A 19018-nucleotide genomic window follows, 5' to 3' on the forward strand; every position below is an offset into this window, starting at 1 on the left:
GATCAAGGCCGAGAACGCCGGCCTCGTCATCCCTGGCTGCGTGGTGGCCTCCGATGCCTTCTTCCCGTTCCGTGACGGCCTCGACGTGCTGGCCCAGGCCGGCGCCACCGCGGTCATCCAGCCGGGCGGCTCCATGCGCGACGCCGAGGTCATCGCCGCCGCCGACGAGCAGGGCATCGCCATGGTCCTGACCGGCTTCCGTCATTTCCGCCACTGATCCGCGCCCTCCCATGAAGATCCTCGTCATCGGCTCCGGCGGGCGCGAACACGCGCTGGCCTGGAAGCTGGCCCGCTCACCGCGGGTCCATAAAGTCTGCGTCGCCCCGGGCAACCCGGGCACGGCCCGCGAACCCGGCATCGAGAACGTGGCCATCACGGCCATTCCCGACCTGATCGACTTCGTCCGCAAGGAGCAGATCGGCCTGACCGTGGTCGGCCCCGAGGCGCCCCTCGCTGCAGGTGTCGTGGACGCCTTCCGTGCGGTCGGCCTGCCGATCTTCGGGCCGACCCGGCTCGCCGCCCAGCTGGAGAGCTCCAAGGACTTCGCCAAGCAGTTCCTGCAGCGCCACAAGATTCCCACGGCCCGCTACCAGACCTTCTCCGACTCCGCCGCGGCCCACGCCTACGTAGACACCGAAGGTGCCCCCATCGTCATCAAGGCCGACGGCCTTGCCGCCGGCAAGGGCGTGGTCGTGGCCATGACCCTTGAGGAAGCGCACGCCGCCATCGACGCCATGCTCACCCACAACACCCTGGGCGTGCAGTACGACGAGCGCGGCCCACGGGTGGTGATCGAAGAGTTCATGGACGGCGAGGAAGCCAGCTTCATCGTCATGGCCGACGGCCGTCACGCCCTGCCCCTGGCCACCTCGCAAGACCACAAGCGCCTCAGGGATGCCGACCTGGGCCCCAACACCGGCGGCATGGGCGCCTACTCGCCCGCCCCCGTCGTGACCCCCGAAGTGCATGCCCGCGCCATGCGCGAGGTCATCATGCCGACCCTGGCCGGCATGAGCGCCGAGGGCCTGCCCTATACCGGCTTCCTGTACGCCGGCCTGATGATCGACGCCAAGGGCGCCCCCCGGGTGGTCGAATTCAACTGCCGCATGGGCGACCCGGAAACCCAGCCGATCATGATGCGCCTCAAGTCCGACCTGGTGGACCTGGTCGAGGCGGCCATCGCCGGCAAGCTCGACAAGATCGAAGCCGAATGGGACCGCCGCTTTGCCCTCGGCGTGGTGATGGCCGCTGCCGGTTACCCGGACAGCCCCCGCAAGGGTGACGCCATCCATGGCTTGCCTGCTGTAGCCGCGGACGACGCCCATGTCTTTCACGCCGGCACCACCGAAGTCGATGGAGAGATCCGTACCAGCGGTGGTCGTGTGCTGTGTGTCACCGCCCTCGGCGACAACGTGAAGAGCGCCCAGAAGCGTGCCTACGAGCTGGTGGACCAGATCCACTTCGACGGCATGCAGTGCCGTCGCGACATCGGCTACCGTGCCGTCGGGCGCAAGGGTTGAATACGATGATGAAACACCCCCCACGCTCACGCGCACTGCCCCCCAGGGGGACGGTACGCGTGAGGCAGCTTGGCGCGTACTGACATGCCACATCTGCGCATCGAATACAGCGAGAACATGGCAGGCCGCTTTGACGGGGCTGCCCTGGCCCAGGCGGCCTGTGACGCCCTCCTCTCCAGCGGCGTCTTCAATCCGCCTGACTCCATCAAGGTCCGCCTGATTCCGGTACAGCACTTCCGTGTCGGCAGCGGCGCGGACCACGGCTTCGTGCACGCCGAACTGGCCATGCTGTCGGGTCGCGACAAACCCACCAAGCAACGCCTCACCGAAGCCCTGGTGCTGGCCTTGAGCAGCTGCGTCAGCCCGGGCAACCGGATCGTGCAGATCACTGCCGACGCCCGCGACATGGATCGGGACGTCTACGCCAAGCGCTTGCTGCCCGCCAGCTGATCCGCTCTCCCCGGCTCCCATGGAGCCGTTTTTTCGCCCCCCCGAGAATGCCCATGCCCGACCGCGCCGCCGTCAAAGCCTATCTCCTCGACCTGCAGGCCCGCATCGTCTCCGCCCTCGAACAGTTTGACGGCAAGCCCTTCGTCACCGACAGCTGGGACCGCCCGGCCGGCGGCGGCGGCCTGACCCGCCTGATCGAAGACGGCAACTTCTTCGAACGGGGCGGCTGCAACTTCTCCCACGTGATGGGCGAAGGCCTGCCCCCCTCCGCAACTGCCGCCCGTCCGGAGCTTGCTGGCCGCAGCTATGAAGCCATGGGCGTCTCGCTGGTCCTGCATCCGCGCAACCCCTATTGCCCCACGGTGCACATGAACGTGCGCTTCTTCATCGCAAGTGCCCCCGGCAAGGACGACGTGTGGTGGTTCGGCGGCGGCATGGACCTGACCCCCTACTACCCCTTCGAGGAGGACGTCCGCCATTTCCACGCCACCTGCAAGGCCGCCGTACTGCCCTGGGGCGAAGCCGAATACGCGCGGCTGAAGGACTGGTGCGACCGCTACTTCTTCCTCAAGCACCGCAATGAACCGCGAGGTGTTGGCGGTCTGTTCTTCGATGACCACGGTGCCGACGGCCAGGTGGATTTCGATGCCGCGTTTGCCATGACCCGCAGCGTCGGCGATGCCTTCCTGCCGGCCTACCTGCCCGTCGTAGAGCGCCGCCAGGACACACCCTATGGCGAACGCGAGCGCGACTTCCAGGCCTACCGCAGGGGCCGTTATGTGGAGTTCAACCTGGTCTTCGACCGGGGAACCCTCTTCGGCCTCCAGTCCGGCGGGCGCACCGAGTCCATCCTGATGTCCATGCCGCCCATCGTCAAATGGCGCTACGACTGGCACCCCGAAGCCGGCAGCCCGGAAGCCCGCCTGTACACCGATTTCCTGGTCGCGCGGGACTGGGCCTGACGCTCGCACACCGACCTAAACCCAGACAAGGCCGCCGGAGTGATCCCGCGGCCTTTTTGTTTCGACAGACGTAAAAACGCCCGGCACGCCTGAAGGCGCCCGGGCATTCCACAACAGCCCGGAGGGCTGTGTGTCGATACCTCAGATCTTGCCGACCAGATCCAGGGACGGGGACAGGGTGGCGTCGCCCGGAGTCCACTTGGCGGGGCAGACTTCGCCCGGGTGGGAGGCCACGTACTGGGCAGCCTGCACCTTGCGCAGCAGTTCCTTGGCGTCACGGCCGATGCCCAGGTCGTGAATCTCGGCGACCTTGATCACGCCCTCGGGGTTGATCACGAAGGTGCCACGCAGGGCCAGGCCCTCTTCCTCGATCATCACGTCGAAGTTGCGGGTGATGGCGCCAGTCGGGTCGCCGATCATCGGGTAATTGATCTTCTTGATCGTGTCGGAGGCGTCGTGCCAGGCCTTGTGGGTGAAGTGGGTGTCGGTGGACACGGAGTAGCACTCCACGCCCAGCTTCTGGAATTCGGGGTACACGTCAGCCAGGTCGCCCAGCTCGGTCGGGCAGACGAAGGTGAAGTCGGCGGGGTAGAAGAAAACCACGGACCACTTGCCCTTCAGGTCGGCGTCGGTGACCGGAACGAACTTGCCATTGCTGTAAGCGGTGGCCTTAAACGGCTTGATTTCGGTATTGATCAGGGACATTGCGTTTCCTTCACTGGTTGAGAAGACTGGGAACCCACATCATAGGCCGGACGACCCTATCGTTCAAATTGATTGATGAAATGATCTGAATTGGCAAAAACTATCAATCAACCTGTTTCCAAGGGCCGCCCGGCCGGCCGGAAAATGCATAGGGTATTCCAGGAATCTGAAACGGAAAAGTCAGGCCGGAGAGCCCCGGCCCGGAATGCTCAGCGCCGCGACAACTCCGCCGCAGCACGATAGTGACGATTGGCATCATCGGTACGACCGATGCGCTCAGCCAGACGTGCCAGCTCCACATGGGCTTCCCAGCCCGGCTCGATGGCCAGGGCCGCATCGAGATAGCTCTCGGCCTTGCCCCACAATTGGGACTGGACACACAAGCGGCCAAGGCTGAGCAGAAGCTGCGGATCCCGCGGATGGCGTTTCAACCAGTCCTCGGCGCTGGCCAGGCGGCTACGTACATCGCCCCCCTCACAGCGCCCGTAGATATCGGCCAGATTGGAATCCCAGCCCAGGGTCAGCTGCGACTCTATGGCCTTCTGGGCCGCAGCACTCTCGCCGGATGCAAGCAGAGCCCTGGCCAGCTCACCCACCAGACGGGCATCCCGCTGCTCGTCCCGGGGCAAGTCATGCCAATAGGCCAGCAAGGCCTGGGCATCACCTGCCCGCTGACGCAGCCCTTCCTGGTGCGCACGCCGCTTGACCGGGTCGGCCTGATCGGCCGTGAGGGCCTTGACCTTGACCAGTTGGCGGACTAGGCGAACGGCCTCGACCCAGTTGCCCTTGGCCTGGGCCGTGCGCAAGGCCAGGCGCAGGGCGGCGATATGGCGCTGCCCCCCTGCCTGCAGATCGGCAATGCGCTCGGCAGCTTCATCGAAGCGACGCCCCTCGACGGCGAGTTCGGCTTCGGTCATCAGACGTGCAACACGCACCTCGTTGTCATGGGCAGCGGCCTTGTCCAGCCATTCCCGGTAACGCGCCTCGTCGCGCAGGGAGTGGGCCGCTCGCGCTGCCAGCAAGGCCGCAAGACCGGGCGACTCCTTGGCCTCATAGGCGACACTGGCCTGCTTGAGAGCCTGCCCAAAGCGCCCCTCGATACGCAGCCGCGCCGCATCGTAGAGCGCCTGCGAAGCCCGTTCGCGACTCTTGCGGGCCCGGAAGCTCTGCACCGCACGAGGCAGGGCCGCCGTGCGCGCCACCAGCCGTGACAGGGCGTACAGCGCGGCAAAGCTGCCCACGAAGAGCAGAAACAGCAGGTTCATGGAGATCTGGATGCGGTACGGCGGCCACACCAGCAGGGCGTAGCCCTCGTTATAGCGGCCGGCAACCGCCAGTCCGGCGGCCAGGGCAAACAGGCCGATCAACCACAGCAATCCTCGCATGGCCGACCTCAGTTCTTCCTGGCCGGGCGGGCCGCCTTGGCCGCCGGTGCGGCGGGAATGGGCTCGGCACGACGCTCGGAAAGGGCTTGCACGCCGCGCAGGGCATTCTGGCTGGCCAGCAAGGGCGGCAGATCGACACCGACCGGGGATTTCTGCAGGGCCAGCAACTCGTCACGGGCAGCCGCAACGGCAGCGTTGCGCAGATCGAAATAACGCTCCAGCCAGCTGGCCGACAGGCGCATGTCCTCGCGGAAGGTGTTGCCGTCGCGGGTGAGCAGGGCAAGCCGGGCATTCATGAGGCGCAGCTTGAGGTTTTCACGCAGGAACACGGCATTGCTGGGGGCCAGCAGGGCCGGATCGGGACGATCCATGCGTTCGATGCGGACAAGCTGGCTGAACTCGCTCCAGAAATCCAGCCACAGGGCCGACAGCCATCCCGGCTCGCTCTCCCGGGGCGGGGGCGGAGCCTTGGGACGGGCCTCGAAGGCCAGTGGCAGCGCGTCGAGGCGCCCCATCAGGGTCTCGAGCTTGAGCGCCACACCGGCCGAATCCACCTGGGGCAGGGCCTTGAGCGCCTCGATATCCTCAGCCAGGGCCTTGCGTATCGACAGCCACTGGGGGCGATCGACACTGGCCAGGCGGGCATCGGCCGTCTGCAGGGCCGCCAGTGCATTGTGCACATTGCCGGCCAGCTGAAGCTGCTGAGCCGCGATGGTCACAGCCTGATCCACCTCGGACAGCACCCGGTCGTCACGGGTCCGCGAGAACTCCTGGTACATCGCCTCCAGGGCCAGTTGCTGGCCCTGGGTTTCAGAAAAGCGGGCGTCCAGCACCCCGACCTTGTTCTGCAGATCCTGCAGGTTCTCCTGATTCTGGCGCGTCAGCGTCAGGGCCTCCTTGGCCACCGAATCGCCATCCGACAGGCGCCGGGCCAGCTCTTCCTGCAGGTCGGCCAGCCGACCACGGGTTTCCATCCATTGCCAGCCCAACAAGGCCAGGGCAATGGCAGCAATGGCTGCGGAGGGACGAAGCCAGGGGGAAGAAGCGACTTGCGCCGGCACGGCGGGCTGGGCTGCCTCGAGGGGCGGAAGACTGGGGATTTCGCTGCTCATGGGCGTGAGTTTAACCCGGATAAGTGTTGTGGTTGCGCACGGAAAAATGGGCGACAAGTCCGTCGATCAGCCCGGAATCCCCTGCTGCGGTGATGATCACGGAGGCGAACCCGGCACCCCGGGCTCGCTCGCCGATACGTGGATGGGGCGCGAAGACCGGCACCCGGAGCAAAGCTTCGCCACCAGGCAAGGCCTGGAGGTAGCCCAAGCCTTCGCTGCTGGTCAGCGTCAGGGCATCAAGGCGCCCGGCCCGGGCACGCTCCAGCAGAGGCGCCGGCTCGTCGCTGGGGCCACTACGGTGGTAGCAGGTCAGGTACTCAACCTCGGCCCCACGGGCGCGCAGGGTATCGCCGAGCAGATCACGGCCACCATCCCCACGCAGGATCAATACCCGCCTGCCCGCCACGGCCTGCTCCTGGAAGGCCGGCAGGGCCAGGACGGATTCGCTGTCAAAGCCGCTGTCGGGTGCGATGACCTGCTGAAAACCCCGGGCCGCCAGGGCCGCCTCGCTGCCCTTCCCCACTGTGGACAACGCCAGCCCGGTCGGCCACGGCCTCACACGCAGCAGGGCATCGAGGCCGAGATTGACGGCATTGGGGCTGACGAAAAAAGCCAGGGAGAACTCATCCAGGCGCCGAGCCACGGCCTCCAGCAGGGCCGTGTCACGCACCGGCGAGATGGTCAACAGTGGAAAGCGCAGGGGCTCTGCGCCCAGTGCAGCGACTGCCGCGCACAGGCTGTCGGCCTGCCCGGCGGGGCGGGTGATGACGATGGAACGCCCTGCGAGGGGCTGCTCACCCATTCCGGTAACTTACAGACCGGCGAGGATCTCGTCGGCGCCATCGGCCCGCAGGTCAGCAGCCAGGGCCAGGCCCAGGGCTTCCGGCTGGTCGACAGGGCCACGACGCTCGGCCCGGGCGATGCGCGAGCCGTCCGGCAGGGCGACAAAACCGCGCAGCCACAGCTCGTCATCCTGCACCTCGGCATAAGCCCCCAGCGGCACTTCGCAACTGCCCGCCAGGGCCCGGGAGGTGGCGCGCTCGGCACGCACGCAGGCGGCTGAGCGCGCATCGGCAAGCGGGGCAATCCAGGCCGCCACTTCAGGGCGGTCGGACAGGGCCTCGATACCCAGTGCCCCCTGGCCGGCAGCCGGCAGGGACACTTCGGCGGGCAGGGTGGAGCGGATACGGCTGGCCAGACCCAGGCGGGTCAGCCCCGCGGCGGCGAGGATGATCGCGTCGTACTGGCCTTCATCGAGCTTGCGCAGGCGGGTGTCGAGGTTGCCACGCAGGCTGCTCACTGCCAGCATCGGATACTGAGCGTGGATCTGGGATTCGCGGCGCAGGCTGGAGGTGCCCACAACGGCGCCAGGCGGCATGTCATCGAGGCTTTCATACTTGTTGGACACAAAGGCATCCAGCGGCACTTCACGCTCGGCGATGGCCACCAGCGCGAACTCGGGCGCCAGGGTCATCGGTACATCTTTCATGGAATGTACGGCGATGTCGGCGGCGCGGTCGAGCAGCGCGGTTTCGAGTTCCTTCACGAACAGGCCCTTGCCACCCACCTTGGCCAGCGGCCGGTCGAGGATCTGGTCACCGCGCGTGGTCATGCCGAGCAGTTCCACGCTACAGGACGGATAGAGGGCTTCGAGACGGGCCTTGACGTGCTCGGCCTGCCACAGGGCAAGACGGCTTTCACGGGTGGCGATGACGATGCGGTCGGGCGTAGATGCGCTCACGGTATTCGGGCTCGGCTGGCTGAAAGGATGATCGGGGCGACGCAGCGATATGGACAAGCACGGGCCAACCGGGGCACTCTGCGGACTTCCGCAGTGCAGCATCAGGGTAGGCACCTATGGCGGCCATTCAGGTCAAGATTCTAGCATGGGGCCCTAATGCGACTTTCGCGCCGACCGCAACCGACAGGACAGGATTCCGCCACGATGAGCGACCAGAACACCAGCGAAGACAAAGACCTCCCCCTCCGCGACGATATCCGCCTGCTCGGCCGCGTGCTGGGTGACACCGTGCGTGCCCAGGAGGGCGAGGCGGTGTTCGACCTGGTGGAGACCATCCGCCAGAGCTCCATCCGCTTTCGCCGTCATGAGGACCATGGCGCGCGCCGCGAGCTGGAGGCCACCCTCGATTCGCTGTCCCGCGACCAGACCATCGACGTGGTGCGCGCCTTCAGCTACTTCTCGCATCTCTCCAACATCGCCGAGGACCAGCACCACATCCGCCGCTCCCGTGCCCACCAGATTGCTGGCTCGGCGCCGCGGGAGGGCAGCCTGGCCCACGCCCTGCAGCGCGCCTTCGACGCCGGCTTGGGCAGCACCGAACTGGCCGCCTTTTTCGACACGGCCAACGTGGTGCCGGTGCTCACCGCCCATCCCACCGAAGTCCAGCGCAAGAGCATCCTCAACTGTCAGATGGTCATCGCCCGCCTGCTCGACGAGCGCGACCGCATGCAGCTGACCCCCGAGGAGCAGGACGCCAACGACGAAGCCCTGCGCCGCGCCGTACTGACCCTGTGGCAGACCCGCATGCTGCGCACCGAAAAGCTGTCGGTGATGGACGAAGTGAGCAACGGCCTGTCCTACTTCGACTACACCTTCCTGCGGGAACTGCCGCGCCTTTACGCAGGCCTCGAAGACCGACTGAGCAGCCGTGACCGGACCTGGGGCGCCCTTGAGCTGCCCAACTTTCTGCGCGTGGGCAGCTGGATCGGCGGCGACCGGGACGGCAACCCCTTCGTCACCGCCGAGATCCTCGAGAAGGCACTGGCCACCCAGGCCGAGAAGGTCCTCACCTATTACATGGACGAGGTGCACACCCTCGGCTCCCAGCTATCGGTGGCCCAGGGTCTGGTCAGCGCATCCGATGCCCTGCTGCGTCTGGCCGGCGCCTCACCGGACGGCTCGCCCCACCGCAGCGACGAGCCCTACCGCCGCGCCCTGACCGGCGTCTATGCCCGCCTCGCCGCCACCTACGCCCAGCTCCTCGGCCATCAACCCCCGCGCCACGCGGTGGCTGCCGCGGCCCCCTACGCCGGGCCTGACGAGCTGGCCGACGAATTGGAGGTCGTGCACCGTTCCCTCACCGCCAACGGCCTCGGCGCCCTGGCCCGCGGCCGCCTGCGCCACCTGCGCCGCGCCGTGTCGGTGTTCGGCTTCCATCTGGCGCCCATCGACCTGCGCCAGAACTCGGATGTCCACGAGCGTGTCGTCGCCGAACTGATCAAGTCCATCGACCCGTCCCGCGACTACCTGGCCCTGGACGAGGCTGGCCGCATCGAGATGCTGCTCGAGGAGCTGGCCACGCCCCGCCCGCTGGCGTCCCCGTGGATCGACTACTCCGAGGAGAGCCAGGGCGAACTGGCCATCTTCCGTGCGGCCCGCGCCGCCCACCTGCGCTACGGCAAGGCCGCCGTGCCCAACTGCATCATCTCCAAGACCGACGACGTCTCCGACATCCTCGAGGTGGCCGTGCTGGCCAAGGAAACCGGCCTGCTGCGCCCCCTCGAAGGCGCCCTGGACGTGAACATCATCCCGCTGTTCGAGACCATCGGCGACCTGCAGAACGCCGCCGGCGTCATGGACCGCCTGTTCGCCATCCCGGCCTACATGGCCCTGCTGGCGTCCCGCCGCAAGGAGCAGGAGGTGATGCTCGGCTACTCCGACAGCAACAAGGACGGCGGCTTCCTCACCTCCGGCTGGGAGCTCTACAAGGCCGAGATCGGCCTGGTGGACACCTTCGCCCGCCACGGTGTGCGCCTGCGCCTGTTCCACGGCCGCGGCGGCTCCGTCGGCCGCGGCGGCGGCCCCAGCTACCAGGCCATCCTGGCCCAGCCGGGCGGCGCCGTGCAGGGCCAAATCCGCCTCACCGAACAGGGCGAGGTGATCGCCTCCAAATACGCCAACCCGGAAGTCGGCCGGCGCAACCTGGAGGTGCTGGCTGCCGCCACCCTGGAAGCCACCCTCTTCGCCCCCCGCGACCCGGCCCCCCGGCCCGAATACCTGGAGGCCATGGACGAGCTGTCCGAAGCGGCTTTCCAGGCTTACCGCAACCTGGTCTACGAGACCGACGGCTTCGAACAGTATTTCTGGGAATCCACCGTGATCTCGGAGATCGCCGCGCTGAACATCGGCAGCCGCCCGGCCTCCCGCAAGAAGTCCACCGCCATCGAGGATCTGCGGGCCATCCCGTGGGTGTTCAGCTGGGCCCAGTGCCGCATCATGCTGCCGGGCTGGTATGGCTTCGGTTCGGCGATCCACGCCTACCTGAAGAAGCACGGTGACGCCGGCCTGGCACGCCTGCAAGCCATGCACAAGGAGTGGTCCTTCTTTGCCACCCTGCTGTCCAACATGGACATGGTGCTGGCCAAGAGCGACATCGCCATCGCCAGCCGCTACGCCGAACTGGTCAAGGACAGCGCCCTGCGCGAAGCCATCTTCCCGCGCATCGCCAAGGAGCACGCCAGCACCACCGAGATGCTCCTCAGCATCACCGGACAGGCGGAGCTGCTTGACGCCAACCCCTTGCTCAAGCGCTCCATCCGCAACCGCTTCCCGTATCTCGATCCGCTCAACCATGTTCAGGTCGAGCTGCTGCACCGCTACCGCGAAGGCCATCAGGACGAGCGCATCCGGCGTGGCATCCATCTTTCCATCAACGGCATCGCCGCGGGGCTGAGGAACAGCGGCTGAAGCACAAGAACACCCCCGGCAGTGCCGGCAATGCCGTTCAGTTAGCACTGAGCGGCATTTTCATTTTTTGCTAGCAAGAGTGCGGTAACGCAGGCACGACAGCTGCCTGCCCACCTGATACGACTACGCACCCAGACGCAGTTTGCGGTCGTCGAAAAACGACGGGGGCGTCAAAACCCCCGTGTCGTAAAAGCACGTCCCGCCCCTTACACCGGCCGGTTTCTGAAGAAAGACCTGAACTGAACGGTATTACCGCCGAAACGGTTTTTTTTACCCAGCGGATCAGGACTTGCGACGACGCGTCATGGCCAACGCGGAAAGGCCCAAACTTGCGAGCACCATGCTGGCAGGCTCGGGAACCGTTCCACCGCCCCCACCCCCCGTACCACCGCTACCCGCCAGACAAATGATGTCTTGCAGTTGCTGGTCAACAGTGACATCAGTCAGCGGACCGGAGATGTACGCACCACCCGTATCCGCAAAAGTGTTCCCCCCCCCGAACCTCCCGTGGCCATTGTTCGGAACAGGTCAGGCACACCCGCGAAGGGGTCGTCAGCCACCCACGAGAAGAGGAACACACCCTTGCTCTTGGCGGCCTGATTGGCGGCGTACGCGGCATCCCAATCACTCTGATTCACCGGTGAGCCGTTGTCCGCGCCCTCATCACCGATCGTCACCACCGCCCAGTAGTTCTTTTGACCAGCAGCGGCATCCGTGGCCCAGTCATAGTAGTTAACCAGATCGGTCACAGCCGGGCCATTGTCTTCGGAGCTGTTGCTGACGGGCGTACCGCCCTTGTCCAGCACATAGTTCCTGACCGTCTCATTGAATATACCGCTCGTGCCAGTGATGCCCATGAAGCGGGCACGCACATAGCAATCAGTGGTCGGGCAGCTCAGATTCTCGATGACAGTCCGCGCCTTCACACCGATCGAACTGATGTCATCCGCCATGCTGCTGCTGGTATCGATCGCGAAGACAATATCCAGAATGCTGCTGGCCGAGGCCAGATTGGCGGCATCACCACCAATCACCAGTGTGGCGTTGGCGTTACAGGCTATCCCCAAGAGCGCCGGTGCGAGCAACCCTTTGAGGAAAATACGCTTGCTCATTGCTGATTTCTCCTTTCATGAAAGACCAAGAAAACAACAAAAACATGAATAGCAAAGCCCGTACCATCAATTAACACACAATTTAAGTCGTTGAATTTTATAAATTCGACAACTTCACACATCCTGAAAAAGAGTCCACAGCGCAGGTGGTTGTCAATTTCTCCGACACTCACGCCGCATACCATCCGCGCCGAACCCGGAAGTCCTTGCAGCAGACTCCCGGCGCAGGCTCTCGCCGGTCGACAAGGTGCAACACTGCCGGTGCAGGCTAGCCCCTGCAACCGGCTTTTTCTTTTGCCCCCCGACCGGAGACCCCATGGACAATCAGGAAATCAGCGACCTGCACCGTCGCCTTGAACGCGAACTCCTCGACAGCTATGACGAAGAGCTCGAACTGGAACTCGACGATCGGCGCTTCGAGGAGATAGGCAGCGGCACCTCACACGCCCCCACCGACGCAGAAAAGGCCCAGCGCCAGAACTACTTCAAGGAACTGCTGCGTCTGCAGGGCGAGCTGGTCAAACTCCAGGACTGGGTGGCCACCACCAAGCACCGGGTGGTGATCCTCTTCGAAGGTCGTGACGCGGCCGGCAAGGGTGGCGTCATCAAGCGCATCACCCAGCGCCTCAACCCCCGGGTGTGCCGGGTGGTGGCCCTGCCCGCCCCCAACGACCGGGAGCGCACCCAGTGGTACTTCCAGCGCTACGTCCCGCACCTTCCGGCGGCGGGCGAGATGGTGCTGTTCGACCGCAGCTGGTACAACCGGGCGGGCGTCGAACGGGTCATGGGCTTCTGCTCCGACGATGACTACGAAGAGTTCTTCCGCTCGGTGCCCGAGTTTGAACGCATGCTGGTGCGCTCCGGCATCCAGCTGATCAAATACTGGTTCTCGATCACCGACGACGAACAGCACTTCCGCTTCCTGTCACGCATCCACGACCCCCTGAAGCAATGGAAGCTGAGCCCCATGGACCTGGAATCCCGCGCCCGCTGGGAGAAATACACCGAGGCCAAGGAGATCATGCTGGAACGCACCCACATCCCCGAAGCCCCCTGGTGGATCGTCCAGGCCGACGACAAGAAGGCCGCCCGCCTCAACTGCATCCATCACCTGCTGGGCGAGATCCCCTACGCCGAGGTCGAACGCCCGCTGGTGGACCTGCCGGAACGGGTCCGCCACCCGGACTATGTGCGCCACGAAGTGCCCACAGAGATGTTCGTGCCGGACTACTTCCGCTGAGGCGCGGCTAGCTCAGCGCTTCCAACCCCCGGGTGGCCCAGTTGAGCACGGCCGCGTGCACGGTCATCCGGGGCGCCAGATCGGGCAGGTCACGGCGGATCACCTCGGCGGCAAAGTTCGCCATGAAGCGCGCCTTCAGCTCGGCCCGGGCCCGGTCCGAACCGATGTCCTGGTAAGGCGAAGACGCCAGCAGCAGGAAGCCGTCATCCGGAATGCGACCGCCGTGCATGTTGGAGGCGATGATGGCGCCGGCCTTGCGGATGGGGTCGGCGAGATCGGGGCTGTAGGGGCCGATGATCAACGCCAGGTTGGGCGCATGCAGAAAGTCAAAACCGCGCCCCACGCAGATCATCCACTCCCGGTGCTCGATGTCGAGCTGCCGGTCGAGCTTGCGCACCTCGGCCACATGGGCGATGTTGCCCGCCACCAGGCGTGCCAGATCGGCCAGCATCACCCCCGGCATATCCGGAAACAGCGGTTGCAGGCGTGCCCGCAGGCTGGCCTCGGTTTCGTCCTCCTTCAGGGTGGACACATCCAGGCTGGCGCCGCCGGCCCCGTGCAGCACCAGCGCGTCCGCGTCGGTTTCAAAACCACAGACCAGGGGATAGACGGTGGCATGCCCGCGCCCGAACACGTGCTCGACCTGCCCCTTGACCCCGAACACATGGGCGATGGCCTCGTCCGTGTGGTAGTTGAAGCCGGCACAGCAGCGGTGAGGCTCACCGCGGGAATAGTGGTAGGTGATGAACATCAGCACCCGCTGCCCCCTGCGCACCCGGTCATGGACATAGTGTTCGAGCACCTCACCCAGGTGCGGCCAGCCCAGATCGAAGAAGCCCCCCAGGTTGCGGAAGGGCTGGATGATGCCTGGCGGTGTATTGGTGGCGATGGGAATGTTGATGCGCCCGTCCATGCACTTGAGCACGGCGATGGCGGTGGGATGCCGCGCCCGGTGGCGCTCCCGGGCCATGCTGGCTTCCGGGTCGCAGTAAGCCGCCGAGTAACGGCGCGCCACTTCGTAGAGCCAGTCGATACGTTCGCCGATGGGCTTCCTGTGGATGCTCATGATGTCTCCCCCCTTATTGTTGTAGGGGAAAGGTGCATCAGGCGCCCCCGGGCGTCAATGCGCTGCCGGAAGGAATTCACCCGGCGGCGCTAACCGGGCAATCGGATCTAACGCTTGCCGCGGGGGGCCCGAGGCGCCACGGGCGCAGACGCCCCGCGCCGTACCGGCGGCGGGGCCCGACGGGCGCCCACCGGGCTGTCGGCCTTGCCGCCGCTCTTGCGCGAAGTGCCGGCCCGGCCAGCGTCCCCCCGATCAAGAATCACCGGCTGATCCCGCGGCACCAGGTGCCTCGGCTGGGCGCCGATCAGGTCGGCCCGGCCCATGGCCCGCAGGGCTTCGCGGATCAGCGGCCAGCCCTCCGGGTCGTGGTAGCGCAACAGCGCCTTGTGCAGGCGGCGCTGGCGCCCGGACTTCGGGGTATCCACCGCTTCCGAGTCCGCCGACACCTTGCGCAGCGGATTCTTGCCGGTGTGATACATGGTGGTGGCCATGGCCATGGGCGTCGGCATGAAGGTCTGCACCTGGTCGAGCCTGAAGTTGTTGCCCTTCAGCCACAGGGCCAGGTTGACCATGTCTTCATCGGTCGTCCCGGGGTGAGCGGCGATGAAGTAAGGAATCAGGTGCTGCTTCTTGCCCGCCTCCTTCGAAAACTTCTCGAACATCTCCTTGAAGCGGTCATAGGTGCCGATGCCCGGCTTCATCATCTTGTCGAGGGGGCCGTCCTCCGTGTGTTCCGGGGCAATCTTGAGCAGGCCGCCCACGTGGTGGGTGACCAGCTCCTTCACATACTCGGGCGAACGCACGGCCAGGTCGTAGCGCAGCCCCGAGCCGATCAGCACTTTCTTGACCCCCGGGATCGCCCGCGCCTTGCGGTAGAGCTGGATCAGGGGGCCGTGGTCGGTGCCGAGGTTCTCGCAGATGCCCGGGAAGACACAGGACAAGCGCCGGCACGAGGACTCGATCTTCGGGTCCTTGCAGGCCATGCGGTACATGTTGGCGGTGGGGCCGCCCAGGTCGGAGATGGTGCCGGTGAAGCCGGGCGTGCGGTCGCGGATCTCCTCGATCTCCTTGAGGATGGAGGCTTCCGAGCGGCTCTGGATGATGCGCCCCTCGTGCTCGGTGATGGAGCAGAAGGTGCACCCGCCAAAGCAGCCGCGCATGATGTTGATGGAGAAACGGATCATGTCCCAGGCCGGGATGCGCGCCTCGCCGTAGCTCGGGTGGGGCTGACGGGCATAGGGCTGGCCGAAGACCCAGTCCATCTCTTCGGTGGAGAGCGGCAGCGGTGGCGGATTGAGCCATACGTCGCGGCAGCCGGGGCCGACCCCGTGGGCCTGGACCATGGCGCGGGCGTTGCCGGGGTTGGATTCGAGATGGAAGGTGCGCGAGGCGTGGGCGTACATCACCTTGTCGTCCTTGACCACCTCGTAGGCGGGCAGGCGGATCACCTGGCGCGCCCGGTCGGCCTTGCGCGCGGCGACACGCTCTGCCGCGGGAACAATCCGGATGGGTTGGGTGGTGGATTGGGCGACCGAAGCCGCCCCTGCAGGAGCCCCGGCGGGCTCCATGGCGTAGGGATCGCTGTGCGGCTCGACAGGGCCGGGCCGGTCGATATCGGTGGAGGCAAGCTCGACAAAGCCCTCCGGATGCCAGCCGGGCTTGACCATGAAGGCGGTCCCACGCAAATCACGGATGGCTTCGATGGGCTCGCCAGCTGCCAGGCGATGGGCCAGGGCGATCACCGCCCGTTCGCCGGACCCGAAGACCAGCAGATCGGCCTTGGAGTCGGGGAGCACCGAACGCCGCACCTTCTCGGACCAGTGATCGTAGTGGGCGATGCGGCGCAGGCTGGCCTCAATACTGCCGATGACGATGTTGGCGTCCGGGTAGGCCTCACGGGCACGCTGGGCATACACGACGACGGCGCGATCCGGACGTTTGTCGGGGGCCGCATCGGGGGTGTAGGCGTCGTCGGAGCGCGGCTTGCGGTCGGCGGTGTAGCGATTGATCATCGAGTCCATGTTGCCGGCCGTGATGCCATAGAACAGGCGCGGCTTGCCCAGCGCCCGGAAGGCATCGGCAGAGTGCCAGTCGGGCTGGCTGATGATGCCGACCCGGAAGCCCTGGGCCTCCAGCGTTCGGCCGATCAGGGCCATGCCGAAGCTGGGATGGTCGATGTAGGCATCGCCGGTGACGACGATGATGTCGCATTCGTCCCAGCCCAGGGCGTCCATCTCGGCCCGGGACATGGGCAGGAAGGGCGCCGGCTTGAGGCGGGGCCGGTAAGGGGGATAGGCGAGCAGGGAGGGGGCGAGGCCGGGGTTTTCCATGGGGGCGAATTGTACGGGAGCCCTCCTTGGAACACCCGTCAAAACGGACGTTCCCCGCCGCGTATCACAGGCCGAGCGCCTCCTTGACCGCCGGCCACTGGCGGCGGCTGACCGGCAGCTGTTCAGCCAGCCCGTCGAGCAGGATCACCCAGTGGGCCTCGCCATCCTCGCCGGTGGTGGCCCTGGCCACGCCGCGGACGGCGGAGCGGGCGATCAGGCAGTTGCGGTGGATGCGCAGAAAGCGCTCGGGAAACTCCTCCTCCAGCTGCACGAGGGACTCGTCGAGCAGGTATTCGCGCTCCCGGGTGCGCGCCACCACGTACTTCTGTTCGGCCTTCAGGAACAACACCCCGGACACTGGCACCAGCAGGATGCGGCCCCGTTCGCTGATGCTGAAATGGCTGCGGGTGGCCGGCGCCATCCGGCGCAGCACCTCATCGGCCTGGGGCCGCAGGCGGCGGGCCTTGGCCAGGGCGTCGGCCAGGCGGGTGGCCCGCACGGGCTTGAGCAGGTAATCCACGGCGGCCAGCTCGAAGGCGCGCACCGCATACTCGTCGTAGGCCGTCGAAAAGATCACCGCCGGGGCCGGCTCCAGGCGCCCCAGGTGGCGGGCCAGCTCGACACCGTCCATCACCGGCATGCGGATGTCGGTGATCACCAGGTCAGCCGGCTCGGTCTCCAGCAGGGCCAGGGCCTCGACACCGTTGGCAGCCATCCCGACGATGCGGGTGGGCTGCTGATCGGCCAGGTCCCCCAGCAGGTCACGCAAGCGCTCCCGGGCCGGTGCCTCGTCATCGACCAGGAGCACCGTCAGGGGCGCCAGGGGCAAGTCGTCACTCATCGTTCACTCCGGAAGGGCAGGCGAATGCGCACCCGGTAGGCATTGTCCGCCTGCTCGGTTTCGAGGGTGGCCTCCAGATCGTAGAACAGCATCAGGCGTTCGCGGATGTTATCGACGGCCATGTGGTTGCCAGCATGGTGGCGCTCGGCATCAAGCACCGGATTGGCGATTTCGATGATTACTTCCGGGCCGCGCCGGGCAATGGAAATCGACACCCTGCCGGGCCCGGCGCCGGGCTCGATGCCGTGATAGACCGCGTTCTCGACCAGGGGCTGAAGGAAGAGCGGCGGCACCAGGGATGCATCCGCCGCCACCTCCCGACGCCACACCACTTCCAGTCGATCACCGAGCCGCAAGCGCTCCAGATTGAGATAGCGCTCGCACAGCGCGATCTCGTCGGCCAGCGGCACCAGCTCGCGGTTGTCCTGCATCAAGGCGCGAAACAGGTCGGCCAGTTCCTCCAGCCCCTCCTCGGCGCGACGCGGGTTGGAGCGCAGCACCCCGAGCACGCCGTTGAGACTGTTGAACAGGAAGTGCGGGCGGATGCGGGCCGTCAGCGCCAGCAGTCGGGCCTCCGCCAGCACTGGCGCCCGGGCCGCCCCCCGCAGGTGAAAATACGCCATCACGCAGCCCGCCGTCACCAGCGCCCACAACAACGGACGCACCCCACCGCCATAGCCCAATGGCGCCAGCAGGCCCTGAACCCCCACCGCCACACCCAGCACCACGGCGCCCGTGGCCGCCAAAGCCGCGCGGTAGGGCAGGCTCTGCAGGGGCGTCCGCAGCAGGAACAGGGTCGCCACCGACAGGATCAGGGGAAACTCGACGCGCACCGCCATCTCAAGGATCTCCTCGCCGAGCAGGGCGGCCTCCCGGTTGCGGACCAGCACCGCCACCAGGGCGAGCCCATTGACCAGCAACAAAATGCGCAGCACGACGCCCAGGTTGCGGAAATCCGGCAGGGTCCCTTCGTAGCGGCCATGGCCGGCGCGGCGCGGGTTTTGCTTTATACTCATGGGTCAAAAAACGGGCCAAAACCTTGAATCCACGGGCTTCTCTCCGTGGCGCACGGCCCTCTTATCGCTGAGAGCATCAATAATTATGGCAGATCACTCCGCAACCCAGGACGGCACCGCCAAGGCCTGGTCCGGCCGTTTCACCGAACCCGTCTCCGACCTGGTCAAGCGTTACACCGCCAGCGTGTTCTTCGATAACCGCATGGCCGCCCAGGACATCCGCGGCTCCCTGGCCCATGCCACCATGCTGGCCCGCCAGGGCATCATCGGCGCCACCGACCTGGCCGACATCGAACGCGGCATGGCCCAGATCGTCGGCGAGATCGAACGCGGCGAATTCAATTGGAACCTGGACGATGAAGACGTCCACCTCAACATCGAGAAGCGCCTGACCGCCCTCGTCGGCGATGCCGGCAAGCGCCTGCACACCGGCCGCAGCCGCAACGACCAGGTGGCCACCGACATCCGCCTGTGGCTGCGCGACGCCATCGACACCATCCTCGGGCTGATCCGCGAATTCCAGCTGGCCGTGCTCGACCTGGCCGAGCACCATGCCGACACCCCGCTGCCC

Annotated in this window: 17 protein-coding genes and 1 pseudogene; 7 read left to right on the plus strand and 11 right to left on the minus strand. The window is 66.3% G+C overall.

The genetic code is table 11. From position 1 onward, the window contains the following. The 4 genes and pseudogenes from purH to hemF all read left to right on the plus strand — a co-directional run. A pseudogene (gene purH / locus ACIQ09_RS17020) lies at positions 1–217 on the plus strand (bifunctional phosphoribosylaminoimidazolecarboxamide formyltransferase/IMP cyclohydrolase); the annotation flags it as partial. 13 nt (positions 218–230) lie between these two features. Next, positions 231–1520: a phosphoribosylamine--glycine ligase gene (purD, locus tag ACIQ09_RS17025; RefSeq protein WP_398312567.1), complete on the plus strand. Its 1290-nt coding sequence runs from the start codon at positions 231–233 to the stop codon at positions 1518–1520. Between the two features lie 84 nt (positions 1521–1604). Beyond that, positions 1605–1970, plus strand: a complete 366-nt coding sequence (locus tag ACIQ09_RS17030) for a 5-carboxymethyl-2-hydroxymuconate Delta-isomerase (protein ID WP_398312570.1) — start codon at positions 1605–1607, stop codon at positions 1968–1970. A gap of 47 nt (positions 1971–2017) precedes the next feature. Beyond that, positions 2018–2932 (plus strand): oxygen-dependent coproporphyrinogen oxidase, encoded by a 915-nt coding sequence (gene hemF / locus ACIQ09_RS17035; protein ID WP_398312573.1) that lies wholly within the window; start codon positions 2018–2020, stop codon positions 2930–2932. Positions 2933–3073: 141 nt separating this feature from the next. Here hemF and ahpC read toward each other — a convergent pair whose 3' ends face one another. The 5 genes from ahpC to hemC all read right to left on the minus strand — a co-directional run bounded on the left by ahpC (position 3074) and on the right by hemC (position 7875). After that, the gene (gene ahpC / locus ACIQ09_RS17040; RefSeq protein WP_276662561.1) at positions 3074–3637 is read right to left on the minus strand and encodes an alkyl hydroperoxide reductase subunit C; all 564 of its coding nucleotides are present in this window, start codon (positions 3635–3637) and stop codon (positions 3074–3076) included. 209 nt (positions 3638–3846) lie between these two features. Further along, on the minus strand, positions 3847–5022 hold the full coding sequence (locus ACIQ09_RS17045) for a heme biosynthesis HemY N-terminal domain-containing protein (protein ID WP_398312576.1): 1176 nt from the start codon (positions 5020–5022) through the stop codon (positions 3847–3849). 8 nt (positions 5023–5030) lie between these two features. Beyond that, positions 5031–6134 carry a uroporphyrinogen-III C-methyltransferase gene (locus tag ACIQ09_RS17050; protein WP_398312579.1) on the minus strand — a complete coding sequence of 368 codons (1104 nt, stop codon included), beginning with the start codon at positions 6132–6134 and terminating at the stop codon, positions 5031–5033. 10 nt (positions 6135–6144) lie between these two features. Next, positions 6145–6936: a uroporphyrinogen-III synthase gene (locus ACIQ09_RS17055; protein ID WP_398312582.1), complete on the minus strand. Its 792-nt coding sequence runs from the start codon at positions 6934–6936 to the stop codon at positions 6145–6147. A 9-nt stretch (positions 6937–6945) separates the two neighbouring features. Further along, on the minus strand, positions 6946–7875 hold the full coding sequence (hemC, locus tag ACIQ09_RS17060; RefSeq protein WP_398312585.1) for a hydroxymethylbilane synthase: 930 nt from the start codon (positions 7873–7875) through the stop codon (positions 6946–6948). A gap of 204 nt (positions 7876–8079) precedes the next feature. Between hemC and ppc the strand changes: the two genes are divergently transcribed. Then, the gene (ppc, locus tag ACIQ09_RS17065; protein ID WP_398312588.1) at positions 8080–10842 is read left to right on the plus strand and encodes a phosphoenolpyruvate carboxylase; all 2763 of its coding nucleotides are present in this window, start codon (positions 8080–8082) and stop codon (positions 10840–10842) included. 282 nt (positions 10843–11124) lie between these two features. Here the strand turns inward: ppc and ACIQ09_RS17070 are convergent, their stop codons facing one another. Beyond that, the gene (locus ACIQ09_RS17070; RefSeq protein ID WP_398312609.1) at positions 11125–11301 is read right to left on the minus strand and encodes a PEP-CTERM sorting domain-containing protein; all 177 of its coding nucleotides are present in this window, start codon (positions 11299–11301) and stop codon (positions 11125–11127) included. After that, positions 11286–11954 (minus strand): hypothetical protein, encoded by a 669-nt coding sequence (locus ACIQ09_RS17075; RefSeq protein WP_398312591.1) that lies wholly within the window; start codon positions 11952–11954, stop codon positions 11286–11288. Before ACIQ09_RS17075 ends, ACIQ09_RS17070 begins: the two co-directional genes overlap by 16 nt. A 316-nt stretch (positions 11955–12270) precedes the next feature. Here ACIQ09_RS17075 and ppk2 point away from each other — a divergent pair, with 316 nt between their 5' ends. Next, positions 12271–13194 (plus strand): polyphosphate kinase 2, encoded by a 924-nt coding sequence (gene ppk2, locus ACIQ09_RS17080; RefSeq protein ID WP_398312594.1) that lies wholly within the window; start codon positions 12271–12273, stop codon positions 13192–13194. 7 nt (positions 13195–13201) lie between these two features. On the opposite strand, the gene ACIQ09_RS17085 is transcribed toward ppk2, so the two are convergent. The 4 genes from ACIQ09_RS17085 to ACIQ09_RS17100 form a co-directional block, all read right to left on the minus strand. Continuing rightward, positions 13202–14260: a hypothetical protein gene (locus ACIQ09_RS17085; RefSeq protein ID WP_398312597.1), complete on the minus strand. Its 1059-nt coding sequence runs from the start codon at positions 14258–14260 to the stop codon at positions 13202–13204. A gap of 107 nt (positions 14261–14367) precedes the next feature. After that, positions 14368–16509 carry a YgiQ family radical SAM protein gene (locus tag ACIQ09_RS17090; RefSeq protein ID WP_398312612.1) on the minus strand — a complete coding sequence of 714 codons (2142 nt, stop codon included), beginning with the start codon at positions 16507–16509 and terminating at the stop codon, positions 14368–14370. A gap of 145 nt (positions 16510–16654) precedes the next feature. Next, a complete protein-coding gene (locus ACIQ09_RS17095; RefSeq protein ID WP_398312600.1) occupies positions 16655–17431 on the minus strand; it encodes a LytR/AlgR family response regulator transcription factor in 777 nt (258 codons plus the stop codon). After that, on the minus strand, positions 17428–18447 hold the full coding sequence (locus tag ACIQ09_RS17100; protein WP_398312603.1) for a sensor histidine kinase: 1020 nt from the start codon (positions 18445–18447) through the stop codon (positions 17428–17430). The genes ACIQ09_RS17095 and ACIQ09_RS17100 overlap by 4 nt, the downstream gene beginning before the upstream one ends. A gap of 85 nt (positions 18448–18532) precedes the next feature. Here ACIQ09_RS17100 and ACIQ09_RS17105 point away from each other — a divergent pair. Next, positions 18533–19018, plus strand: a 486-nt coding sequence (locus ACIQ09_RS17105; RefSeq protein WP_398312606.1) for a lyase family protein, incomplete at its 3' end; no start/stop codon positions are given.

This window comes from Zoogloea sp. (assembly GCF_044344315.1).
Taxonomy (GTDB): domain Bacteria; phylum Pseudomonadota; class Gammaproteobacteria; order Burkholderiales; family Rhodocyclaceae; genus Zoogloea.

Bases quoted from the DNA above. Each gene is read 5' to 3' on its own strand.
- ahpC (WP_276662561.1), bottom strand. From the start codon at position 3,637: ATGTCCCTGATCAATACCGAAATCAAGCCGTTTAAGGCCACCGCTTAC.
- ACIQ09_RS17090 (WP_398312612.1), bottom strand. From the start codon at position 16,509: ATGTCCCGGGCCGAGATGGACGCCCTGGGCTGGGACGAATGCGACATC.
- ppc (WP_398312588.1), top strand. From the start codon at position 8,080: ATGAGCGACCAGAACACCAGCGAAGACAAAGACCTCCCCCTCCGCGAC.
- hemF (WP_398312573.1), top strand. From the start codon at position 2,018: ATGCCCATGCCCGACCGCGCCGCCGTCAAAGCCTATCTCCTCGACCTG.
- ACIQ09_RS17100 (WP_398312603.1), bottom strand. From the start codon at position 18,447: ATGAGTATAAAGCAAAACCCGCGCCGCGCCGGCCATGGCCGCTACGAA.
- ACIQ09_RS17095 (WP_398312600.1), bottom strand. From the start codon at position 17,431: ATGAGTGACGACTTGCCCCTGGCGCCCCTGACGGTGCTCCTGGTCGAT.
- ACIQ09_RS17030 (WP_398312570.1), top strand. From the start codon at position 1,605: ATGCCACATCTGCGCATCGAATACAGCGAGAACATGGCAGGCCGCTTT.
- ACIQ09_RS17075 (WP_398312591.1), bottom strand. From the start codon at position 11,954: ATGAGCAAGCGTATTTTCCTCAAAGGGTTGCTCGCACCGGCGCTCTTG.
- ACIQ09_RS17045 (WP_398312576.1), bottom strand. From the start codon at position 5,022: ATGCGAGGATTGCTGTGGTTGATCGGCCTGTTTGCCCTGGCCGCCGGA.
- ACIQ09_RS17085 (WP_398312597.1), bottom strand. From the start codon at position 14,260: ATGAGCATCCACAGGAAGCCCATCGGCGAACGTATCGACTGGCTCTAC.
- ppk2 (WP_398312594.1), top strand. From the start codon at position 12,271: ATGGACAATCAGGAAATCAGCGACCTGCACCGTCGCCTTGAACGCGAA.
- ACIQ09_RS17050 (WP_398312579.1), bottom strand. From the start codon at position 6,134: ATGAGCAGCGAAATCCCCAGTCTTCCGCCCCTCGAGGCAGCCCAGCCC.
- ACIQ09_RS17055 (WP_398312582.1), bottom strand. From the start codon at position 6,936: ATGGGTGAGCAGCCCCTCGCAGGGCGTTCCATCGTCATCACCCGCCCC.
- purD (WP_398312567.1), top strand. From the start codon at position 231: ATGAAGATCCTCGTCATCGGCTCCGGCGGGCGCGAACACGCGCTGGCC.